This is a genomic window from Paenarthrobacter sp. YIM B13468 (assembly GCF_042788025.1).
Classification (GTDB): Bacteria; Actinomycetota; Actinomycetes; order Actinomycetales; family Micrococcaceae; genus Arthrobacter; species Arthrobacter aromaticivorans.
Genome location: NZ_JBHZPI010000041.1, coordinates 1 through 20,776, shown reverse-complemented (window position 1 = coordinate 20,776; position 20,776 = coordinate 1). Strand labels below are relative to the sequence as shown.

The following is a 20,776-nucleotide window of genomic DNA, read 5'->3' as shown; positions in this document are numbered from 1 at the left end:
CTGGTGCTGCGGCTGTTCAGTTTGTTCCGGCGCCACCGGCGTCGGCGTGGACCGGCGCGTTGCGCGCTTGCGGACACGCAGCTTCTTCTCCGGTTCGCTGAGGCCGGCGGAGCGCAGTTCGTCGGCGGTCCAGCCTGCCGTAAGTGCCGCTTGGTAGCGGCGGGCATCCTCGTCTTCCGCTGCGCCGAGAGCATCGCGTGCGTCTGCAACCTTCTGCCGTGACTTGACCAGATCCCGCACGGAGTCCATGCGGTTGCTTAGCCGCTGCTGCAATTCGTTTTCGATCTTCTCTGCATCAATGTGGATTGCCATGGCAGACAGTCTAGCGGAGCGGCTTTTCAGCTCGCCAGGGCTGCCGAAGAGAAGCAGTAGGCAGGTCCGTCCACTGACCTTCTGCAAAACTCGGGTTTTCCCGCGTGGAGTCACCCGACGGAGCAAGCTATACACTTATGTGCCATAAGTGGGCTTGATCCTCGACTTCGTGCTGAGGATGCGTCACACTTGACGTGTGATCCGGAGATTCCGGGGCGCTGCGCTGGGCATGGAAAGGCGGTACTGTAATGGCTGAGGAACAGAGTTCCAGCCGTCGCTTGAACCGTCGTCGCCGTGCGAACATCGACGGGGAAACCCAGTACGTGCGTGTCTCCATGTCGGAGCAGGAGCGGACCCGTCTTTACGTACTGGAAGAACAGACGGGGCGCAGCCCATCCGAGATCCTTGTCAGTGCTGCGCTTTACTCCCAGTCCTCCGATTCGCTCGCCGAGCGTCGCGCTCTGGCCACCGAGTTCATGGCGGCACGCCGCTACCTGGCTGCACTGTCCAACAACGTGAACCAGCTGGCGAAGCATGCCAATGCCACGGATGAGTTTCCCGAGGAAGCCCGCGTAGCCCTGGGACCTGTGCGTGCGATTGCCGAACGCATGAATGGCATCATCGACGGACTGGCCGGCTGATGATTCCGAACATCACCAAAGGCGACCGCATGGCTGGTCTGTTGGTTTACCTGGCCGGTCCTGGCCGGTCCAACGAACACACAGACCCGCACCTGGTGACCGGCTCCGCGCCCATCATGGCGTGGCACAACGACGACCAGCTGAACCGTGATGCAGCTCTGTCGATTGCGCATCAGCTCGACCAGGCAAAGAACGTTCTTGGTGTGGACGTCAAGGGCGGACATGTCTGGCATTGCTCGCTGAGTTTGCGCGCGGAGGAAGGCGACCTCACCGACCAGAGATGGGCCGAGATCGCCAACGAGTTCATGGATGAAATGGGCTTCACCGAGGCCAGCGGCAAGGCCCCCGTGTCATGGGTGGCGATCCGCCACGGGCACAGCAAGGCCGGCAATGACCACATTCACATTGCGGCTTCCATGGTGCGCGAGGACGGCACAAAATGGAGCAGCCACCTGGACTACAAACGTGCCCAGGAAAGGGCCCGTGCTCTTGAGAAGAAGCACGGTCTGGAAGAGCTTTCTCCCGTCTACGCCATGCGTGGACTGCGTCCCGGTGAGCGCGAAGCGGCCGAGCGTCGCGGAGTGGAGGAACCGGAACGACGTTCACTTGCCCGCAAGGTTCGGGCTTGCGCCACTGCCGCCCAGGACGAGGCTGAGTTTGTCCGTCGCTTCCGGCGCACGGGTGCCATGATCAAACCCCGTTACGCAGCTGGCCGTGATGACGTCGTAGTTGGCTACTCTGTTGCCGAACGTCCGCCCAAGGGAGGGCGGCCCGTATGGTTCGGCGGAGGCCACCTGGCCAAGGACTTGACCCTTCCGCGACTACGCGGAGCGTGGGCCGACAGTCCCGAGCTGGCGGACGGAGCTGTGGCCGAATGGGGAGCAGCTGCCCGTGGCCGGCGTCCCGTCAACATCGGCCGCGAGGCGCACGAGCCAGATCCGCAGATGTGGGAGCAGTACAGCAACGAGGTTGCCCGGCTGCGGGAGAGCTTGCGAGCTGTCCCGATGGATGACCACGCGACCTGGGCGCACGTCGCCCGGGAAACATCCGGTGCGTTCGCGGCCTGGTCAACAGCCACGGAATCGACACCGGGACCGCTGGCAGCTGCGGCCGATGAATTGTCCAAGACGGCACAGCTGCGGCGATACCCGGCCCGACCGGTCCTCAGCGTCGGCCCGTCTGCCAGGGGCGCGTCTCTGGTTCTCATGGCGGCCACCATGGGAGGCACGGGAACGGCCGCGCAAGCGATTATGTTGCGCCAGTTGCTGAACGTGGCGAAGGCCGTCCATGACATGCACAAGGCGTCCAACGACCTGCGCAGGGCACGCCAGATCAGTGACCTGGTGAAGATGCAGCTCAGCCAGGTGGCAGCCGCGCTGCCGAGCGTCCCCGCGACGGTGCCGGCGGTAGACGGCGAGGCGGCCGAAGCTGTGCGGACGAGCGCGGCCGGCCAGACTCCGGCACGCTCCGCTGGCTCGGTGCTGCCGCAGAAGTACGAGCAGGCACGCACCCACGCAACCACCCGAGGCGGGACCACCCGCCCGGACATTGAGAGATGACACCAGGAGGGGGAACCATGAGTGAATCTGACGGCATCGACGAGGCTATCGAGGGAATGTCACGCGTCGGGCTGACTGTCGCCGGCCGGCTTGGTGAGCAGGTGGCCAGGGCACGCGAGCAGGCCCTGCGCCGCGCCCAAGCGACCGAGGAACAGCAGGCCCGTGAGTTGCAGGCCCGGTTCGCCGCCGAGCGCGCAGCGGCCCGTGCACAGCTTGCACCAGTGATGGACAACCGTTGGTGGGACACGGCCAGTGGCCGCGACGTCGAGAGGGTGCACGAGGCGGCCACCGCGTGGAAGGACCACGACCCGGCGGCGCGCAGCGCGGCCGAGATAATCCGAGACCAGGTGCAACGCCGCTACGGCTTGGACGTGGACAACCTGGGCGCCGACGATGTGTCGGTGGCTGCTGCCCTGGCGAAGGCCGAACGGGACCGCGAGCAGGCAGAGCAGGAGCGCAGCGCCGGCCGTGACGAGAACACCGAGGCCGCGCAACTGCTGGCTGAGGCCGCCCGGGAGGACCAACACCGCGAACAGGACGCGACCGAAGAGAACCAGCGGCCCGAGGCGCTGGCCGAAGAGGCAGGCATCAAGTACGACTCGGCCGAGCGCCGGCAGGAGCTGGCCGCCAGCCTGGAAGGCGTGGCCGACCGTGAGGCGGTCCAGGCACGGCTTAGCGCCGACCAGGACCAGGGCACCCCGCCCAGCGCGGCCGTGGCCACCGCACCCGGGCGCAGCCCGAAGGCCCGCAAGACGCGTGGAGCCAACGGCAAGACAAAGCTCTTGCAGAAGGGCCTGAGCCGCTAGGAGTTCAAGGAGCAGGGGAAGGGGCCGGCACCAGTGTGGTGCCGGCCCCTTCTTGCGTGTCTGTCGTTGTTACGTCTGGTCCGGGACGTTCGTGGCTCTATCAGTCGCGTCCTTCTTGATGCTCCTGAATGTGGCAGCCATGGCCCGCATCGCCTCCGGGTCTTCGTCCCAATGGCGTTCGTTCCGGCTACAGGCACGGAAGGAGGTCACCTGGGACTCTTCCATAGCCTGGCGCAGTTCCATGCGCGCCGCCTGCAGATCGGCCTGCTGCTCAGGCGTCAGCGGTTCGCGTGGAGCGGCCGGAACCGCAGGGGCCGACACTACCGCAGCTGGCGTCCGACGCCTTCTGAGCAAGTTCCGCAGCCCCACGTTCACCTCTCCTTATAGCAACACCGTCCCGCCTTGGGATTAGGGAAACCAAGCGGGACAACCCACACACTAGCAATCAGCTCTGACAACGACTCACCCCTTACATACACCGGAGCGCAGAACGCGTGGGGCCAAGGGCCAGACAAAGTTTCTGCAGAAGTGCATGAGTCGCGGAGGCTAACCGGATCGGCCGATGTTGACCATTAGGGTAGGAGAGGGCATTCCATGTGGGGAGCGCCTTTGTCAGGACAGGAGTGGAATGGCCACCAAGGTGTTGAACAGCAACCTCGCTGCTGCCAGGAAGGCACGGCAGGACGAGTTCTACACTCAGTTGCCGGACATCGAGCGCGAACTCAAGCACTATCGCAAGCATTTCAAGGGCAAGGTCGTCTACCTCAACTGCGACGACCCACGCGAGTCCCAGTTCTTCCAGTACTTCAGCTTTAACTTCGAGAAGCTCGGGATAAAGAAGCTGATCGCCGCGTGCTACAAGAGCCAAGACGTGGAGCGGTTCTCGAAGAGCGACAGCGAACGAGCCGTCTACTTGGAATACAGCGGAGACAAGGACGGCAATCGGATCCCCGACCTCGATGAGGTCGAAGTGAGGCACTTTGAGGGCGACGGGGACTTTCGCTCAGCGGAGAGCATAGCGCTGCTCGAGCAGGCTGACATCGTCGTCACTAACCCGCCGTTCTCGCTATTCCGGGAGTACGTCGCGCAATTGATCGATCATGACAAGAAGTTCATCATCGTTGGCCCCAAAGGCGCGGTGACGTACAAGGAGATCTTCCCCCTCATCATGCTCAACAAAATGTGGGTTGGTTACGGGTTCCAGTCGGGCAATGCCTACTTCAAGACTTCGCACTCGACCGACTACGCTAAGGGTGTCTTTGACGAGCAGACCGGGCTTGTGAAGTTCCGAAACGTAACATGGTTCACCAACCTCGACATCTCCAAGCGACATGAAGAGCTCACGCTGTTTAAGCCCTACGACCCCGATCAGTCGCCGATGTATGACAACTACGACGCTATCGAGATCAGCCGAGTAGCTGACATTCCTGCCGACTATGACGGCGTGATGGGTGTACCGATCACCTTCCTAGACGTCTACAGCCCAGCACAGTTCGAGATCGTTGGGATCACCGACCGGGGAAACGAGTTTGGCCTCAAAACCAGGGAGTACACCAAGGCCGATACTCCCAACGCCGGTGATCTGAACCGACGCGCAGCGATCAAGCAGTCCAATGGCGTCCTCAAGAGCACTTATGCTCGCCTTCTTATCCGCCGCAAGGGAGCGACAGCATGAAGATCGAACTCCAGAAGATCCGGGTCCGAGACCTCGTGGAAGGCTACGAGGACAACGATGAGCTGGGCGTTCGTGCGTACGAGGGCAAGCTTGATGTGCGACCGCCTTACCAGCGCGAGTTCGTCTACAAGGACCATCAGCGCGACGCAGTCATCGAGACACTGCGTCGTGACTTCCCGCTGAACCTCATGTACTGGGCGGTTCGCGAAGACGGAACGTTCGAGGTCATTGACGGCCAGCAACGCACGATCTCGATCTGCCAGTACGTCGAGGGCGACTTCTCTATCCCAGTGAACGGGCATCAGCTCTCGTTTCACAACCTGCAGTCCGACCAGCAGGATCAGATCATGGACTACGAACTCATGGTCTACCTGTGTGAGGGCAAGGACTCGGAGAAGCTCGAGTGGTTCAGGACCATCAATATCGCAGGCGAAGAGCTCACGGACCAGGAGCTGCGAAACGCGGTCTACCATGGCCCGTGGGTATCCGCCGCGAAGAAGTACTTCTCAAAGAACGGCTGCCCTGCCTATGCCATCGGCTCTGCCTACCTGACCGGAACTCCCATCCGCCAGGACTACCTCGAAACCATCATCAAGTGGGTGAACGACGGTGATGTCGATGGTTACATGGCTGCGCACCAGCACGACTCGAACGCCAACCCGCTGTGGCTGTACTTCCAGAACGTCATGGCCTGGGTGAAGGCCACCTTCCCTAAGTGGCGCAGGGAGATGCGTTCGGTGCCGTGGGGGCTGCTCTACAACGAGTACAAGGATGCCAGCCTTGATCCAGTGAAGCTCGAAGCCGAGGTTGCCGCGCTGATGGCCGACGAAGACGTGACGAAGAAGCGCGGCATTTACATCTACGTTCTCAACGGCGAAGAGCGCAATCTGAGCATCCGCGCTTTCACCGATAACCAGAAGCGCGAAGCCTACGAGCGGCAGAAAGGCGTCTGCCCCGTCTGCACAAAGCACTTCGAGCTTGCTGAGATGGAGGCCGATCACATCACGCCATGGCACGCGGGGGGTAAGACAGAGGCCTCAAACTGCCAGTTGCTCTGCCGTGATGACAACCGCCGCAAGGGCGGAATCTAGCACTCTCCTGAGAGCTGTTTATGAGTTGAAGGCAGGGGTGCTGCAGCGAACACGTGGTCTGCCCTGGCCGTAGTTACTTTTTCTGCTTCGCTAGGGGATGTTGTTTCTGCTTAGGCGGAGAACCGGGCGCCTCCGGAGCCCTTCCCAAGGCAGCTTCGTGCCGGACAGGGTCGCGCAGTTCCTGGATCAGCGCGGCAATGTAGGCCTGCGTATAGACATGGTTGTTGTGTGCCTTGCTGTAGATACACCGTGAGCCGTCGGCATATTCAGCCGATGGACCCTGGCCCTTCTTTGGTCCGACGCCGTCCCTGTGGCGCATCTTGGTGAAGTCGTTAACTGAAAACCTGAACTTGGTTTGTTCTTCAATTGCGGCGGCTGCATTTTTCGGCAGCATCTCGTCGGCAAAGCCGCTGGCTTTGAGTTTTTCAATGATGAGGACTTTGCCCTGTCGTCCCTCGGCGTGTTTCTCTTCAAGTTCTTCCGGTGAGAGGTCCTTGGCATTGATGAACTTGAACGCGAGGTCCGCCTCGGACTTTGGTCCGATGATCGGTTGCAGCTGGATCCTGTATTCATAGCGCGGATCGTCACGCACGTTGTCGGGAAGACGGGCTTCGAACTCCGTGATGTAGGTCATCGCCTCCAGTGGAAGCCCCTTCCGGAGGGCCCGCTGAGCGTCCATCCCTTCCGGTGAGAGCGACTGCACAAAGACCGGAAAGCGGAGTTCCTCTGCGAGGGTTTCCTCCTTCCCGAACAGTCGGGTTAACTCGGCCTCGAAATTGATGACGTATGCATGGGCGAGGGCAGCCGTGGCGAGGACGAGGCTCCGGTCGTACCTGTGTTCCACGGAATTGCGAAAGTTGATGAAAAACTCGATGTTCACCCTGATGGGATCCTCGGGCGCGTAGACCGTGTCTAGGCAGGTTTGGAGGTCCCAAGACTGCTTTTGCCCGTACTTGTCTCGCTTGTAGAGGCGGCTGGCCTTCTTCTCACGAAAGTAGATGTTGGTCTTTTTCTGAATCAAGTGAGCGTGCATGAGGTTCTGCCATGCCAGGTGCATATGCACGACAAAATCCCCGAGGCTCTGGCGCTCACCCGGCCTGTTGTAGAAGTCAACGGCAACACAAGCCTGCCGGCGGGCCTCCTTCATCGTGTGCCACCAGTTATGTCGCGGCGCTATGGTGTCCCCCTCGTGCCAGATGCGGCCCCTTTGGCACCACATCTCTTATTCTCGCTGGTCAACGATCACTAAGAGCGGATATTCATCACACGGCGAAAAGTACTGGCAGATGACCTCTCCTGGTCCCCAGTGGAGAGGTCCTAGAAAAGGCCTGCGGGTGGTTCCTCGCACGGAAGCGGGACGAGCTTGGAGCGGTGACCCTCATCCGGGCTGCAGCCTTTGAATGGCCCATCGGTTGAGAGCAGCACGGACATGTGATGGTCTGCATGGTCGCGCCACCAAACGCTCATTCCCGTGGTTCCGTCCAGGCGCAGAAACTCCCATGCCCGCCAGAGAGCTTCCAGACGGCTGATCGCTTCCCCGTGTTTCCACCATTGCGGGCACCAGGTCACTCCGCCTTGCACGTTGAGCTGCCGGCGGTAGGTGGTAGCCAGCTTGTCCCTGACGAACTCTGCCACGTTTGGATAGAACAGCTCCGGCGCGGCCGCGTCGTCCTCGGATGGCTCGGTGGAGTCCTCTTTGTCGGACACCCCGGGGACGTTCCACAGGGGACCGCCTTCCGGCTCGTCGTCCCACTCCCCCAGGCCCTCACTCATCGGAGGCACCCGCAGCGATCCATCGGTTGCCGGCAGGGGCCGCCGGCCGGTTGGCCGGATCGTGTGCAGCGATTGAGGCCCGCACCGCTTCTGCATGCGGGCCGCTCATCCACGGCACAGTTTCCAGCAGTGCAGCGGGGGCACCCGAGGCGAACATGATTGCGCGGCCCCGAGGGAAGGAGGCCAGGTCCGAAACGTCCAGGGTGCGTTCCTTGCGGTCATCGTCGTGGCTGTAGGAAGTGCCCTGCTTGGACCGGCTTTTGGTCATGTTGGAGTACCGGTACTCCCCCACCAGCTGCGCGAGCTCGTTCAGGAACTCGGCTTCGGCAACGCCGCCGCCGTAGACCTTGATGTTGGCTGCGCTCCACAGCTTGCGCATCCCATCACGGCCCCAAACCTCCACGCCCTGGGACCAGGACTGGAGGATGGTCATTAGAACGATGCCCCGAGATCCGTAGTGGCTGTAGAGGTTCGGCAACTCGCGCCAGCGGCAGACGTTGGCCGCTTCGTCCAGGACGCCGATCATGGGCGTGCCCAGCCGGCCGCCAGTTGAGTAAACGGCCAGCTCTTCGGCCGCCTCGACCGTGGCCACGGTCAGCGCCGTCACCAACGGGCCGGCGGTGCCTTTGCCCTCCTTGGAGAGGCTGTACAGCGTGCCCTTGGACCGGACGAACTCTGCCGGATCGAACTGCGGCCGCTCGTCGTTTTCGCCCTGCGGAGTCACCCACCGAGCGACTTGGCGGTTGGTGAGGCACGATGCCATTTGCAGCGCCGTACCGTACACGCCGCCGCGCTGCTTCTCAGGCGCGTTGACGACGCCGCCGACGGCGTTGGAGGTCTGGAGGAATCCGTGGGCCTTGAGAATGTCCACCGCTTCGTCGTCCGCCGGCCTGGTCAGCCAGGTATGAACCTGTGTGATCGGCCGGCCGTCGAGAGCGGCCGCGAGCAGCAGGCCGGCCAGGAGATCCTGGCCGGCAGGATCGAAATAGGCATCCGTTTTTGCATCCGGGCCACGGGAGCCGGCGGCGAAGTGGTCAGCCAGGCGGGCCGCCCGCACTTCGTCCGTGACGTAGCTGAGAGGGTTCCACCACCAGGTGGGTTCCTCGAGCGCGACCGCCTGGGGATCAAAGACCCACACCGGCCCCTCGGCGGCCCGGACGTCGCGCGTGCCGTCAACGATGTCCCGCTTGTTTGAGGTCACCAGGGCAGCCCCTGGGGCGGCGAGGATTGCCGGGATGGCCCGGGACGTCGTCTTACCCGTGCGAGGCCCCCACACGTCGATGTGCATGTCTTCCCAGGAGCCGTAGACCATCTGCCCGCCCAGGACGGTTTTGCCGACCGGGACACCGGGCGAGCCTTTGACGCCCAGGCGCTCGGCCGTGGCGGTCGCGCCGCGTAGGCTCAGCGCCCGCAGATCCCCGCCCTTGGCCATGTGCTGGGCGGCGACGTCCACGCGGGAACGTCTGGAACGGCGGCGCAGCATGGCACGGACCACCAGCACAGCCAGAGCCACGACTAGGACGCCGAAGCCGATCAGAAAGCCCGTGGCCGCTGGCGGCCAGGTGACTTTGTGTGCAAACAGGCCGAAGACCAGTTCAAAGGGGTTGGCCGGCAGTTTCTGGCCGTCGCCGGCAACCATCGACCCCAGGTGAACGGCTCCGGTCACGGAGCCGACCCCCAGCACCACGACGGTGATGAAGATCCAGAGCAGGATCGTCTCACCGCCGAGCTGGGAACGTTTGCCGTTGTTTGGTGCACCCATCAGTTTTCCCCCTCGTCGTGCCAGCGCTTGTTCGTGTCGTGGAGGGATTCCTCCACGCTTGTCAGCTTGAGTGCCACGGGGACACCTGGGCGGCCGCCGACTTTGAAGAGGAACTTTCCCAGGCCCGGGCGGACGCGCTTGCGCGAGCCGCCGACGTCCGTCCAGGAACCTGGATCAGCCCAGGAGATGAGACGGGCCTGTTCGGCACGCGAGAGCGTGACGGCCTTGTTCAGCTTCTCCATTTCGCCACCGGGCAATGCCCCACAGACGACCATGCCAGAGCGTTCCACAAAGCCGCGGGCTTTCATCCGCTCGGACTCGGTGGGCAGGGCTTCCAGGTCACTCATGGTGTGCGTGATCATTGCCTGGCCAACGCCCTCGGTCCGGTTGAGGCGCGTCAGCGAGTCAACGCGGTCCACCATGCCTTCACCGGAGCGCAGCGCCCGCCACAGCTCGTCCATGACGACGAAGTAGTTGCGGCGCGGCTCCAGGCCGGCATCGGCCAGCGTGTGCGCCACCTGGACAGTGGCGAACCCGGTTGACCAGCAAGCCAGCAGCGAGGCTGCCTGAATGTCCCGTTGGGTGTCGGAGATCCCCGAGAGGTCGAAGACAACCGGCTTGGTAAGGTCCATCGGCTGATCCGTGGGCTTAGAGAACATGTCCGAGAACCGGCCGGAGCCGTCGAGGGAGTACAGCGACTGGCGCAGCTGGTCCGTCGCGTCCAGGTACCGGCCCATGTCGCCACGGTCAAGGGCAATTGCCCGCAGCTCGTTGGGAGCATCCTTGATGACTTCAATCAGGTCCCCGATCAGGGGCACCCGGTCCAGGCGTTCATCCAGGATGTGCAGCGCCCGGTCGATCAGAGATTCCTCGTGCGCGCTGGGCTTGGCGTTGCGCACGATCGTGATCAGCGCTGTGATCATGTTCAGGCGACGGTTGTGCGAGTCGGCCATGAGCTGTTCGGCCAGTTTCTCGGCCTTCACCGCTGCAGCGAGCAGCTGCGCGGCCGCCGCCTGGTCCGTGGCCTGGTTCGCCTTTGCCCGGTGTTCTTCGGCCGAGGCAAGCAGCCGGACAGCCGCGCCCGTGGCTTCGCCAGGGTCCAAGACGTTCAGGTGGCCACGTCCCGGCCCCAGGCTGATGACCTGGCCGCCCAGAGCACGGATGAGGTCAACGTAATCGGGCTTCAAATCGCCCAGGATCAACGGGTTGATCCCCCGGCCTGACAGGCCTAGGACGATGTGCCGAACCAGGGTGGACTTGCCGTAGTGCGGCAGTCCGAGGACGAACATCGACGGGTTGTTGATCATGCCGTGCATGAACCAGCTGATGGGATCTCCCCCGAAGGGCGCTCCGGTGTCGGTGTGGACACCGATCGGCACGCCCACAATGGGGGTGCCGCTGCCGCCCACGAAGGGCCATAGCCCGCAGACCTGGACGGAGGTGCCGCGCCACTCGTCGGCGGCCGTGACGTAGACGGCTTCGCCCTGGCCGCGTCCGCGCCAGCCCCGAAGGCCTGGCCGGCGGACGACGGCGGCCGGCAGAGTGCGAGTGCCGGCGGGAGTGCGCTTGTGCTTGGTTTTGCTGCCGAACATCACATGGCCTCGCGGATCTCTTCGGGCACCTTCAAGTGCTTGGGCAGGACCAGGCCAAGCGGCAGGGATGCGGCGAAAGCCGAATCCTGGGAGCCGTAGACCCGTCGTAGCAGCAGGCGGGCTGACGGGCCGAGGTTGCCCTCTACGACGGCCACAGCGTCATCCAGAGCGCTGGAGGAAAGCACCGTGGCCGTGACGACCATGCCGAAGTTCACCAGGCCCGCCCCCTTGGCTTCTTCCGCAGCCGTGGCCGTCGCTGCGCGGGCGTCCACGAGGGCGCGCGCCGTGGGCCGGCTGGTCGATGAAGCCCGGGTAAGGGCGTTGGTCTGGTCAGACTCCACAATGGCGGCCGCGCGGCCCGACTCAATGGGCCGGTACAGCAGAGTGACGCGCTTGCGGGCGATCTCTCCGTGAGGGGCGACGAGACGGGCGAGAACGGACGCCAGGACGTGGCCTCGCGGTGCTCCGGTCATCGTCCAGGACACCGAGTGCCCGGAGTCGTGTCGGTAGCTGTCCCAGCTGGCCTGATGTGCCGAAGGCCCGACCTCGCCCCAGGTCAGGTCAACGGGCGTGCCCTGGTAGTGGGCTTCGTCAATGAGGCGTGCGGCCGCAGGATCGTAAGCGACCCGTACAACTTCGCACAGTTCCTGAGCGTTCAGCGGCGCGCATGCGCCGGCCCCGGTGGATTCCAGACGTTCCGTCAGACCGGGGAGACGGGAGGCGAGATCGCGTGCGATCTCATCGGCGGTGCGGCGCTTGCCGCCGGCCCTGGCTGCTGCGCTGAACGTCAGTGCGACCCAAGCACGGATCGTGGCCGACCCTTGCGGGTACGTCTCAAGGGCTTCTCTCAGCATCGCCTTGGCAATGCCCGGTGCATCCTCGTGGATATTCGACTCGACTTCCCGGCGCAGGCGCGCCCCGGAGTCCGGCGCGGTCTCTACGGTGACCGATGCGGCCACGACGGCCGGCTCATTCGACAGGGACGCCAGCCAGCCTCCCCAGTTGGCCACCCAGGCATCAATCTGCTCAGGATCGACCAGAGACGCGCCGTCAGGCTGCGTGCCGAAGACCACCGTGTAGTGAGCGGTGGACGGAAGGTGGATCAACGCGAACGGCCGCCCGTAGGAGTCCGCGAACTCGTAGAGCTTTGAGCCGGCGGCGATACCGGGCAGCTGATATTCGCCCCACGGGGTCAGACCCAGCGGCCCAGAACGGTAGAGGTTCGCCTTCTTCCGCCGCGCCGAGCGGAACGCCAAGCGTGCAAAGGCCCTTTCGCCCACGGACTTGTTGTGCTTGTCCGTTACCGAGACAGTGGCCAGCACCATACCGAGGACGAGCAAAGACACCAGGCCGGCAGACCAACCACCGACGAAGAAGCAGATCACCGTGACGATAAGACCGATGAAAAGGCCCGCCGTGGCAAGACCTCCCAGAGTGCCGATACCGGCCTTGCGCGGACGACGCCAGTTGCCATAGGTCGGTTCCACGTATGTGTTTTCGATAGCCGCCATGTCAGGCACCCCCCGTTGATTCTTCGCTTATGTTCCTGACGGCCCCGGCGGCCGCCTGGCCAGCCTCAAGGCCCTTCTGTGCTGCCATTACGCCGACGCCCACCGGGCCGGCTGCCGCCGCAGCTCCACCCGCTGCAGCTCCACCGCTGCCAGCCGCAGCCGCTCCGGTGCCCGCCTGTGCACCGCTCGCGGCGGGCGCTGTTGAGGAGGCTCCCTGGCCACCCGTCTTACCAGCCGTGCCGGATGTCCCTGCTGTGCCCTGGCTCCCGGTGCCAGAAGGCCCCTGGGAGCCAGAAGACTGATTCGATGAGCTGCTCGGCGTGGTGCTGGCCGTTCCACCGCCACCCCGACCGGCGCTGCCCATGTTGATAGCGCCAGACGCCAGGCCGCCGACAGCGCCGGCTGCAAGGGCACCGCCGCCGCCGGCAACTGCCCCGACCATCGGCGTCACGAACCGCATGAGGGCTGGCATAGCGAACAGTGCAATGACCATCAGCGCCAAGCCCGTAACTGTCGTCAACAGTGCAGAGCCGAAGTCTTTGCCGTCGCCGCCGTTTCCGAAGATCTTTGCCCCGGTGAGGCGAAACGCTGTTGCGTAGATGATTGCTGCCGCTGGCTTGTAGAGGATGAAGGCGATTAGCCAGGCCGTGCATTTCTGGAACCAGCCTTTGCCGGCCTCGGTATTAGTGAAGGCTGCCGCAGTGGGGAAAATCCCCGTGAGGACCACGAGCAGGCCGCCACGCACGATCATGAGCACGATCTGTAGGACGGAGGCGAGAATCGCAATCAGCCCCAGGAGGATGATCATGATTGAGCCGATAGGGCTAGTGGCCGAGAGCGCCAACATGCCAGTGATGTTGTCGTTGAACGACGTTCCATCCGTGGAGTTTTTGATGATCCAGGCAGAGAACTGATCTGCCGAGACAGTCAGCAGCCCAACCGCTGCCACGCCAGCCCCGGAGACGACCACCAGCGTTGCCAGCGAACGAGCGAGATCCCGCAGGGGCGCGCCCCTGCGTTCAATGATCATTTTGGCGGCACCCACCAGCACAGACAGCACCGCAAGAGCAGCCGTCCAGAAGTAGAGGCTGTTCTGCAGGAACAACACCGGATCACTCGCCGTGGTCCCGCCCGGCACTGTCGTCAGGCTAGGCGTCCCCACGTTCACCCAGAACGTCCCAAGTGTCTTGATGACATTTCCCACGGCGTCAGCAATCGCCTCGGCCATTTCTTTGATTGCGTCGTTGGCCCGGTCGTTTACAAAGTCCCCGGCTTGGCACCCAAAGTTCCACCAGTCACAGGGCTTACCGTTCTGGTCCATGGGGCGCAAAATCAGACACCCGCCCAGGGAATGAACCCGCTCAGGTCTGCCAGCTGCTTCCCTTCGGGCTGGCCGGACGCAGGCGGCACCGCTTTCCAGTCGCCGTCGGCCCACTGGAGGACGACAGGCAACGAGCCGAAGGTGCCGTTAGTTACCTTGAAGCCGTATTCGATCACGGCACGATCACCGCTGTAGTCCGTGACCTTGAACCCGGCCAGCTGGAACGATGGGCTGCCAGAGTTGTTTGATGCAGCAGGCGACTGCAGCATTTTGTCGCGCTCTGGGCCGTCAACAGTTAGGTGCTGGAGCACCAGGTCATTTCGGCCCGAGCTGGCGAGAATCACAACATTGGCTCCGGCGTACAAGGCCCCAGTTGGTGAGTGTGCAAAGCACGACCGAAGGCCGTTCGGTTCCGTCTTTCCAGGGCCGAACTGCTTAGGCGACGTCGGTGCAGCAATCTTTCCGACCAGTTCCCATTTGGCGTCGGCCGGCGCGGTGGCCGGCTTGGCCTGGTCACCGGAGGGCAGGCCGCACACGCTGGCAGCCGACGTCGCGCTGGGCTGGCTGCTACCGGTACTAGCCCCGGCGTTACTCGGCTCAGGTGACGGCGTGCCGCCACCTTTGGGAATCACGGCCAGGATGATCCCAAGCGCAACAATGATCGCCACGACAACAGCCGAGATGATGAACTTAGGCTTGGTCAACGGGCTTTGTTCTTCGTTCACTGTCGGTTCCGTCATGGCTCGATTCCTCCTTAGACCAGGGCGCCGACGACGCCACCGGCGGAAGCTGCGAGGATGCAGCCACCCAGGACCCACGCAAGACGGCCGGCGTGCTCGCCGCCCTCACCACGACGGTTGTTCACCATCATCGTTCCGGCCGTGATCAGGATGCCGGCAACGGCCAGGCCGAAGACGATCCACGCGACCCACTTGAGGATCGTCAGCAGGCCGGCGGAGCCGGGAGGGGCCTCGCCTGTGCCCGGGTTCGGGATCTCGGTAATGACGAAGGTGGACCATTCCATGGCCTTGGAGAACAGCATTGGTTTTCCTCTTTCTAGTTGGCCGGGAGTCCGGCGGTGGTGGTTGTTGCGATACGCACCTGGTCAAGTACGGCGCGAGCTTCCTTTGGAAGTTCCTCGGGCAGGACGTCGTGACCGAAGCGCCATGCCTCGATCCAGGGGAAATGCCACAGAAGCGGTACTCCCCCGCCGACGACCCGGGCGAACTCCCGGATCTCTTTCGGGAGGCGGCCAGGAGCATCGGCCAGAACAACAAGGCCGGCAATGTGGATTCCTGGAATACTGCCCGACGCCCATTCAGTGGCGGCCAGCTGCGCGGCGCGCAGGCCCGACATGTTGGACCGGGCCACGAGGACGACGGTGGAACCGGCGGCCGTGATGGGCCAGTGGTGCTCAGCCGCCCTGGTGTTCTTGTCCAAGCGGGCAAGCGACGTTTCGCCCGCTCCGCCGTGAACACCCAGCCACCAGTAGTCCGGGGTGATTCCCGAGACGTTCCAGCGGGGAAGCCTGTCCGCGCGGTCTGGCTGCGGAACGCTGAGCTGGGGCCTTGTGGCCCCAGTGGGGGTGAAAGCCGGCGGCTCTTCAACGGCGGAAGGTGGTTCCTCCACAGTCTCAGCGCCGAAGGTCACCCATCGATTTTTAGAGATTGACATTTCACATCCCCCTGTCATGTCCGCAAAGATCGTATCTGTACCATCCGACACGAAAGGCCAAGAGTGACCCCCAACTACAACTTTAGTACCTTTCAATCACCTTTAGTACATCACAGTACCAATATCTGGGCTACGATGAACCTATGCGGTGGGACGGACTGAGCGTGGACCCTAAATATCTAGAAGCACTCTTCGCCAAGTACCCGGAGCGACTTACGCCCCAGGACCTCGAAGAGATCTTTGGGCTGTCCCGAAACACGGTCTATCGGTGGCTCCAGACCGGCGTGATTCCGGCCTACCAAGTTGAGAAGACATGGCTAATCGCCAGAGATCAAGTCAAAGACTGGGTGTGGGAGAACCGGAACACGCTTCGCGACGGTAAGACACCACGTGCCAGCGAGGACCAAGCCCAGGCATAGCAGCCGTAAATGTGAGGGGGACACATGCAGTATCAAAAGACCGGGCCGGTACTGGTCATCGGGGCGATTCTCGCCCCGATTGTGCTGGTTCTGTCCATCATCCTGTTCGGCGGCGGCTCCCAAGCTGCCGCCGACGTCTGTTCGCCCAGCGGCGGAAGCGTCAGCGTTGACGAAAGCAAGCTGCCCAAGGTGGCCGTCGCCGGCTACCAGGGCGAGCAGCTGAAAAACGCCGCCCTGGTCATCAACGCAGGAAAGGCCCTGGGCTTGTCTGCCCGAGGCCAAACTATCGGCGTCATGACAGCCATGGGAGAGTCCGGCCTGCGCGTCCTGGACTACGGCGATGGCCCTGGCCCGGACTCCCGAGGCCTGTTCCAGCAGCGCGATAACGGAGCGTGGGGGTCCTACCAAGATCGAATGAACCCCACGGACTCAGCAACGAACTTTTTCAAGGCCCTGCAGAAGGTCAGTGGATGGGAACAGCTCGAACCCACCACGTCCGCGCACAGGGTCCAGCGCAACGCCGACCCCTTCCACTACCAGCCCTACTGGCCGGCAGCAGTGGAAGTCGTGGCTGCCCTGGGCGACGTCAAGACGACCGATGCCGGCGGTGAAAGCTCCTGTGGCATCCCCGGTGAGTCCGGCAAGGATGACGACCTGCCGTGGCGGACAGCCACGATCTACCAGCCCTCACCCCTGGGCATGTACAACCGCGAATGCGTTGACTTCGCCCTGTGGCGCGTGAACCAGCAGCTGGGCAGCAACAGCGCGCCCTACAAGGTGCTCAACGGCACCTTCCGACCCGATGGTGCCGTGCTCGGCTCCGCTCTGACCTGGAAGGACGGTTGGGACGCCAAAGGCTGGCCCACCGGAAAGACGCCCCGCGTCGGCGCTGTCGTCTGGTACGCCCCTGGCGCAGGTGGCGCGGACGGCACCTACGGCCACGTCGCCGTCGTGAAGGCCGTCAACGGTGACGGCAGCTACCTGGAAGAGGGCTACAACGGCAACCCCGCCCCGAACGATCACACCTACTACACACGCAAGGTCCAGAACGGCACTCCCAGCGCCTTCCTGTACCTGCCTGGCAGCAACTAACCGGAGGAACCATGAAACGCGCTCTGACAGCCCTTGCGGCCGTGCTCGTGTGCACGGCCTGCGCCCCAGCGTCCAACACAACACCCGCGGAACCTTCGCAAAGCACCTCCGCCACGGCCCCGGCAACGCTCAGTGCCGGCGGCAAGTCCCAGGCTCCTGGAGGCACCGCCCCAGCCACCCTGGGCATTGCGTGGGACGAGCCAAGCAAGGCCGCCGCCCTGGACACCGCGACCAAGGCCATGACGCTCTACGCCCGCCCCTCAGTCACTGACAAGGTCTGGATTCAGGAGCTGGGCCAGCTCCTGACGGCCCAGGCCGCAGCCGATTACCAGTATGTTGACCCGGCCAACATCCCAGCCAACAAGGTCACCGGGGCCGGGCAACTCAAGATCGACGAAAGCAACGGCTTCGGCTGCCATGTCGTGTTCCCGACCAATGCCGGCGACTACGACGTGCAGCTGCTCCGCAGCGCGGCCGACAGGCCCTGGCAGGTCAACCGCTTCACACCCCCGAACGGCACCAAGTAAGGACAGATGATGGAAACCCAAGCACTCGACTTCCCCAAGATCGACGCCGTTCTGCGCGCTAACGGAACCGGCGAGGTCACAATCAATGGCACTTCCCACGCGATCCAAGCCGAGGACGAGGCCGCCGTGCTCAGCCAGGCGCTGCGGCTCATCACCGAGACCGCCGCTCAGCTGGGCCGGCCTGTCCGGGTCAGCACCACTGACCCGGACGGCCAGGGCCTCATCGTCGTCTCTCCCGAGGGCATCGTCAGCGAAGCTGCCCCTGCCAAGCCCAGCTCCCGGAGGCAGCAAGACCCAGCGCCGGCCGCCCCTGCCCCTGCACAGCAGGCACCGGCTCCCGTAGCGCCGGCCGCCAAGAAAACGCCGGCTCCCGCTGCCCCCGTCACCTTCAGCGAAGCCGTCAACCGCGTCCAGGAACCCTCGACGGCCGCCACGGCAGCTACGCAGGAACCTGTCACGCGTCGGAGCCTCAAAGAGACTTCGTTCCTGGTCAGCGCACCCGTGCTGGAGCCGGCTACGCGCGGCTGGCGCGGCGTGCTCACCCGCCTGGGCTTCCGCATGGAACCGTCCCCCGACGAACTGGCCGAGCGCGAAGATATCCGCACGGTGAGCCAGCACTGGCCCGGCCCCCGCACGGTGGCCGTCGTCAACCGCAAGGGCGGAGCGAACAAGACCCCCACCGTCGTCATGCTCAGCGCGATCCTGGCCCGCTACAGCGGTGCGGCAACCGTCGCCTGGGACAACAACGAGTCTCAGGGGACGCTTGGCTGGCGGACAGAGCAGGGCAGCCATGACAACAGCGTCCTTGACCTCATCGACTCATCCCAGACGCTGCTCTCCCCCAGCACTAACGCGGCCGAAATCGCTCGATTCGTCCACCACCAGACGTCGGACAAGTTCGACGTTCTGCGCTCCGACGAGAACGAGGAAGGCGACCACGAGGTGACCGCCGAGGAAGTGGATATTGCCCACCAGGTGCTCACCCGCTACTACCGGCTGATCGTGATGGATTCCGGCAACACCGCCCGTTCAGCGAACTGGCGGCAGATGATCCACCACACCAACCAGCTCGTGGTCCCTGTGACGGCCATTGAGGACCGGGCCGAGGCCGCACGGCTGACCCTGCAGACGCTGGAATCCCGTGGTGGGCACGACGCCGAGCTGGCACGTAACGCCGTGGTGATCGTCTCCGAGTCCACCGACGCCAAGCGCAGCATGAGCGGGGACGCGCTCAAGCGCGCCAAGGACGAGGCCCGCCGAATCGCTGACGGCTTCGCCCCACACGTTCGCGCCGTCGTCCGCATTCCCTACGACCCCGCCCTGGTCAACGGCCCTATCCGCTATGACGCCCTCCAGCCGGCTACGCAACGAGCATGGCTGGCCGCAGCGGCCGCCGTCGCCAAGGGTTTCTAAGCGACACGCCGCGAATGCTCCCGAGTCTAAGAAACTGTTACCGCTTGAATGGGCTTATGGCAGGTAGAGGAAATAACGGAGGCGGACGCCGCAGCAAGGGCGAACGCCGGCTTGTTGGCACCCGCATGCCCATTCCCGACGCCGACAAGCTGGTCGCTGTCGCGGAAGCCGAAGGCATGACAGTCAGCGACTACGTTGCCGACCTGGTAACGAAGCACCTCAGGAACATTCAGCTGGACAACATCAGCAACCAGGAGGCTTTGCCGATTCCTCGCGCTTCTTAAATGGAGAAGGCCCGCACTAGGCGGGCCTTCGTAACAAAGTTACTCAAAGCTCTCCACCGCATTTGCTTGGCGGCTACCGGTGAAGGGCTCCCACTTCCACACCCTCTAGGAGGGTCCTTCCGTTATGTCCGTAAGTTTACACAGCGCCCTCCCGCTGGGGGAAGTTGCCGCGCACGGCGAGTCAGGCCCTGCCCCCCGTCGCCGTCGCGTCAATCGCAGCCAGGAAACCGCCTCAACCGTTGTCCTGGCCGCCGTGCCGGCAGGCATGGTGCGCGCCGCCCACGGCCGGCAGACCATGGCTGCGCTGCTCACACACGAGAAGTTCGCGTTGCGGAACCGCAACGGCCGCGCGACCATCGTCGCCGTACTCCGTGCTCTTATCGAGCGGGCCGACTACGAGAGCATGACGGCACGACCGGGCTGGGAAGCCCTCATCGAGGCCACAGCGACGTCCAGGACGACCGTGGCGCGTGTTCTGCGGCTCCTAGCCTCCTGGGGCCTGATCGGCCGCGTAGCATCCGGCAGGCAGGCCAAATACGCCGCAGCCGGCCCGGACGGGGAACGCATCAACGAAGCAGCCGTTTACGTTCTGTGCGCACCGTCGCCCCTGGCGCTTGTGAACAAAGTTGGCACCCCTCCCGCCCTAGGCGGTTCTCACCTTAAAGAGAAAGAGTTAACCCATACACGCGCGCGAGGAAAGAACTCTCATACCGACGTGGCTCCGCCACGGCTCATTCCTGCAGGCGCCGCAAGCGGCGCACCGGCCGCCCAGGTGCCATGGCGTCCAGAACTCCTGTGGCCAGCTCACCGAACGCCAAAACGCCATGGACAGCGTGTGGCCGCCTCGTCCGAGATCCGCTACCGGAGCTTTCCCCTGCGTTGCATGACAGCCAAGGACGTCGCCAGCTCCTGCCGGGACTTCTTCCTGGCCGGCTGGACCGTCGCGGACATTCTCCACGCCCTCGACTGGCGGCCTGACGGCACGCTATGGCCGCACAGCGGCGCCCCAGACACCAAAGAAGCCTGGCGGATGCGCGGCTGGCTGAGGCACCGCCTCAGCGCCTGGCGCACCGAGGCCGGCGAGCCGCTGCGCTCCCGCGATCAGCAGGCAGCGGCCCGCGCAGCTGTTCTCCGCCGCGAACAGGAGGCCGAGCGCCGGCAGATCCTGGAACGCCAGGCCGAGCGCGCGGCCCAGCTCGACGCCGGCGACTCCCCCGCCAAGGTCACCGCCATTGCGAAGATCCGAGCCATGTTCGACGCCAACAAGCGCACACGTTCCGGCAGGCGCGCGGCCGCGCAGCCGAACCGGGAGAATCCCCTCGAT

General features: G+C 64.0%; 22 protein-coding genes. 11 read left to right on the top strand and 11 right to left on the bottom strand.

Features of this window, described 5'->3' with window-relative positions; genetic code table 11:
• The coding region (locus ACFX4T_RS25050; RefSeq protein WP_377655079.1) for a hypothetical protein at positions 1–312 on the bottom strand (312 nt) is incomplete at its 3' end.
• 248 nt (positions 313–560) lie between these two features.
• On the opposite strand from ACFX4T_RS25050, the gene ACFX4T_RS25045 reads away from it, so the two are divergent.
• Genes ACFX4T_RS25045 through ACFX4T_RS25035 form a run of 3 tightly spaced genes read left to right on the top strand, consistent with a single transcriptional unit; the run spans position 561 to position 3,318 of the window.
• Positions 561–953, top strand: a complete 393-nt coding sequence (locus ACFX4T_RS25045; protein WP_377655077.1) for a plasmid mobilization relaxosome protein MobC — start codon at positions 561–563, stop codon at positions 951–953.
• The gene (locus ACFX4T_RS25040) at positions 953–2,512 is read left to right on the top strand and encodes a relaxase/mobilization nuclease domain-containing protein (RefSeq protein ID WP_377655075.1); all 1,560 of its coding nucleotides are present in this window, start codon (positions 953–955) and stop codon (positions 2,510–2,512) included. Before ACFX4T_RS25045 ends, ACFX4T_RS25040 begins: the two co-directional genes overlap by 1 nt.
• Entirely contained in the window at positions 2,509–3,318 is an 810-nt protein-coding gene (locus tag ACFX4T_RS25035) for a hypothetical protein (RefSeq protein WP_377655073.1), read from the top strand. Before ACFX4T_RS25040 ends, ACFX4T_RS25035 begins: the two co-directional genes overlap by 4 nt.
• Before the next feature lie 69 nt (positions 3,319–3,387).
• Here the strand turns inward: ACFX4T_RS25035 and ACFX4T_RS25030 are convergent, their stop codons facing one another.
• The gene (locus ACFX4T_RS25030; protein WP_377655071.1) at positions 3,388–3,687 is read right to left on the bottom strand and encodes a hypothetical protein; all 300 of its coding nucleotides are present in this window, start codon (positions 3,685–3,687) and stop codon (positions 3,388–3,390) included.
• Between the two features lie 259 nt (positions 3,688–3,946).
• On the opposite strand from ACFX4T_RS25030, the gene ACFX4T_RS25025 reads away from it, so the two are divergent.
• Positions 3,947–4,993 (top strand): adenine-specific methyltransferase EcoRI family protein, encoded by a 1,047-nt coding sequence (locus tag ACFX4T_RS25025; RefSeq protein ID WP_377655069.1) that lies wholly within the window; start codon positions 3,947–3,949, stop codon positions 4,991–4,993.
• Positions 4,990–6,084: an HNH endonuclease family protein gene (locus ACFX4T_RS25020; RefSeq protein WP_377655067.1), complete on the top strand. Its 1,095-nt coding sequence runs from the start codon at positions 4,990–4,992 to the stop codon at positions 6,082–6,084. Before ACFX4T_RS25025 ends, ACFX4T_RS25020 begins: the two co-directional genes overlap by 4 nt.
• Positions 6,085–6,157: 73 nt before the next feature.
• Here ACFX4T_RS25020 and ACFX4T_RS25015 read toward each other — a convergent pair whose 3' ends face one another.
• The 9 genes from ACFX4T_RS25015 to ACFX4T_RS24975 all read right to left on the bottom strand — a co-directional run bounded on the left by ACFX4T_RS25015 (position 6,158) and on the right by ACFX4T_RS24975 (position 15,717).
• Positions 6,158–7,231: a DUF3644 domain-containing protein gene (locus tag ACFX4T_RS25015; RefSeq protein WP_377655065.1), complete on the bottom strand. Its 1,074-nt coding sequence runs from the start codon at positions 7,229–7,231 to the stop codon at positions 6,158–6,160.
• Between the two features lie 170 nt (positions 7,232–7,401).
• Positions 7,402–7,857 carry a DUF4913 domain-containing protein gene (locus ACFX4T_RS25010; protein ID WP_377655063.1) on the bottom strand — a complete coding sequence of 152 codons (456 nt, stop codon included), beginning with the start codon at positions 7,855–7,857 and terminating at the stop codon, positions 7,402–7,404.
• Positions 7,850–9,619 carry a type IV secretory system conjugative DNA transfer family protein gene (locus tag ACFX4T_RS25005; protein WP_377655061.1) on the bottom strand — a complete coding sequence of 590 codons (1,770 nt, stop codon included), beginning with the start codon at positions 9,617–9,619 and terminating at the stop codon, positions 7,850–7,852. Before ACFX4T_RS25005 ends, ACFX4T_RS25010 begins: the two co-directional genes overlap by 8 nt.
• Positions 9,619–11,211, bottom strand: coding sequence for an ATP/GTP-binding protein (locus ACFX4T_RS25000; RefSeq protein ID WP_377655059.1), 1,593 nt, complete (start codon positions 11,209–11,211; stop codon positions 9,619–9,621). Before ACFX4T_RS25000 ends, ACFX4T_RS25005 begins: the two co-directional genes overlap by 1 nt.
• A complete protein-coding gene (locus ACFX4T_RS24995) occupies positions 11,211–12,722 on the bottom strand; it encodes an SCO6880 family protein (RefSeq protein ID WP_377655057.1) in 1,512 nt (503 codons plus the stop codon). Before ACFX4T_RS24995 ends, ACFX4T_RS25000 begins: the two co-directional genes overlap by 1 nt.
• Position 12,723: 1 nt before the next feature.
• Positions 12,724–14,043 (bottom strand): hypothetical protein, encoded by a 1,320-nt coding sequence (locus ACFX4T_RS24990; RefSeq protein WP_377655055.1) that lies wholly within the window; start codon positions 14,041–14,043, stop codon positions 12,724–12,726.
• Positions 14,044–14,054: 11 nt separating this feature from the next.
• Positions 14,055–14,783 carry a hypothetical protein gene (locus ACFX4T_RS24985; protein ID WP_377655053.1) on the bottom strand — a complete coding sequence of 243 codons (729 nt, stop codon included), beginning with the start codon at positions 14,781–14,783 and terminating at the stop codon, positions 14,055–14,057.
• A 14-nt stretch (positions 14,784–14,797) separates the two neighbouring features.
• Entirely contained in the window at positions 14,798–15,085 is a 288-nt protein-coding gene (locus ACFX4T_RS24980) for a hypothetical protein (RefSeq protein WP_377655051.1), read from the bottom strand.
• A 14-nt stretch (positions 15,086–15,099) separates the two neighbouring features.
• Complete coding sequence (locus ACFX4T_RS24975) at positions 15,100–15,717, bottom strand: DUF6668 family protein (RefSeq protein ID WP_377655049.1); 618 nt, start codon at positions 15,715–15,717, stop codon at positions 15,100–15,102.
• 143 nt (positions 15,718–15,860) lie between these two features.
• Between ACFX4T_RS24975 and ACFX4T_RS24970 the strand changes: the two genes are divergently transcribed.
• From ACFX4T_RS24970 to ACFX4T_RS24945, 6 genes are all read left to right on the top strand, one after another.
• Positions 15,861–16,136 carry a helix-turn-helix domain-containing protein gene (locus ACFX4T_RS24970; RefSeq protein ID WP_377655046.1) on the top strand — a complete coding sequence of 92 codons (276 nt, stop codon included), beginning with the start codon at positions 15,861–15,863 and terminating at the stop codon, positions 16,134–16,136.
• A gap of 24 nt (positions 16,137–16,160) precedes the next feature.
• Positions 16,161–17,228 carry a CHAP domain-containing protein gene (locus ACFX4T_RS24965; protein WP_377655044.1) on the top strand — a complete coding sequence of 356 codons (1,068 nt, stop codon included), beginning with the start codon at positions 16,161–16,163 and terminating at the stop codon, positions 17,226–17,228.
• A gap of 11 nt (positions 17,229–17,239) precedes the next feature.
• Positions 17,240–17,755: a hypothetical protein gene (locus ACFX4T_RS24960; RefSeq protein WP_377655042.1), complete on the top strand. Its 516-nt coding sequence runs from the start codon at positions 17,240–17,242 to the stop codon at positions 17,753–17,755.
• A gap of 6 nt (positions 17,756–17,761) precedes the next feature.
• Complete coding sequence (locus ACFX4T_RS24955; RefSeq protein ID WP_377655040.1) at positions 17,762–19,168, top strand: MinD/ParA family protein; 1,407 nt, start codon at positions 17,762–17,764, stop codon at positions 19,166–19,168.
• A gap of 56 nt (positions 19,169–19,224) precedes the next feature.
• Positions 19,225–19,452: a hypothetical protein gene (locus ACFX4T_RS24950; protein ID WP_377655038.1), complete on the top strand. Its 228-nt coding sequence runs from the start codon at positions 19,225–19,227 to the stop codon at positions 19,450–19,452.
• A 124-nt stretch (positions 19,453–19,576) separates the two neighbouring features.
• A partial coding sequence (locus tag ACFX4T_RS24945) for a hypothetical protein (protein WP_377655036.1) occupies positions 19,577–20,776 on the top strand: 1,200 nt, incomplete at its 3' end.

Coding starts and splice junctions, on each gene's coding strand:
- ACFX4T_RS25045 (WP_377655077.1), top strand. CDS start 561: ATGGCTGAGGAACAGAGTTCCAGCCGTCGCTTGAACCGTCGTCGCCGT.
- ACFX4T_RS25040 (WP_377655075.1), top strand. CDS start 953: ATGATTCCGAACATCACCAAAGGCGACCGCATGGCTGGTCTGTTGGTT.
- ACFX4T_RS25035 (WP_377655073.1), top strand. CDS start 2,509: ATGACACCAGGAGGGGGAACCATGAGTGAATCTGACGGCATCGACGAG.
- ACFX4T_RS25025 (WP_377655069.1), top strand. CDS start 3,947: ATGGCCACCAAGGTGTTGAACAGCAACCTCGCTGCTGCCAGGAAGGCA.
- ACFX4T_RS25020 (WP_377655067.1), top strand. CDS start 4,990: ATGAAGATCGAACTCCAGAAGATCCGGGTCCGAGACCTCGTGGAAGGC.
- ACFX4T_RS25015 (WP_377655065.1), bottom strand. CDS start 7,231: ATGAAGGAGGCCCGCCGGCAGGCTTGTGTTGCCGTTGACTTCTACAAC.
- ACFX4T_RS25010 (WP_377655063.1), bottom strand. CDS start 7,857: ATGAGTGAGGGCCTGGGGGAGTGGGACGACGAGCCGGAAGGCGGTCCC.
- ACFX4T_RS25005 (WP_377655061.1), bottom strand. CDS start 9,619: ATGGGTGCACCAAACAACGGCAAACGTTCCCAGCTCGGCGGTGAGACG.
- ACFX4T_RS25000 (WP_377655059.1), bottom strand. CDS start 11,211: ATGTTCGGCAGCAAAACCAAGCACAAGCGCACTCCCGCCGGCACTCGC.
- ACFX4T_RS24995 (WP_377655057.1), bottom strand. CDS start 12,722: ATGGCGGCTATCGAAAACACATACGTGGAACCGACCTATGGCAACTGG.
- ACFX4T_RS24990 (WP_377655055.1), bottom strand. CDS start 14,043: ATGGACCAGAACGGTAAGCCCTGTGACTGGTGGAACTTTGGGTGCCAA.
- ACFX4T_RS24985 (WP_377655053.1), bottom strand. CDS start 14,783: ATGACGGAACCGACAGTGAACGAAGAACAAAGCCCGTTGACCAAGCCT.
- ACFX4T_RS24980 (WP_377655051.1), bottom strand. CDS start 15,085: ATGCTGTTCTCCAAGGCCATGGAATGGTCCACCTTCGTCATTACCGAG.
- ACFX4T_RS24975 (WP_377655049.1), bottom strand. CDS start 15,717: ATGTCAATCTCTAAAAATCGATGGGTGACCTTCGGCGCTGAGACTGTG.
- ACFX4T_RS24970 (WP_377655046.1), top strand. CDS start 15,861: ATGCGGTGGGACGGACTGAGCGTGGACCCTAAATATCTAGAAGCACTC.
- ACFX4T_RS24965 (WP_377655044.1), top strand. CDS start 16,161: ATGCAGTATCAAAAGACCGGGCCGGTACTGGTCATCGGGGCGATTCTC.
- ACFX4T_RS24960 (WP_377655042.1), top strand. CDS start 17,240: ATGAAACGCGCTCTGACAGCCCTTGCGGCCGTGCTCGTGTGCACGGCC.
- ACFX4T_RS24955 (WP_377655040.1), top strand. CDS start 17,762: ATGATGGAAACCCAAGCACTCGACTTCCCCAAGATCGACGCCGTTCTG.
- ACFX4T_RS24950 (WP_377655038.1), top strand. CDS start 19,225: ATGGCAGGTAGAGGAAATAACGGAGGCGGACGCCGCAGCAAGGGCGAA.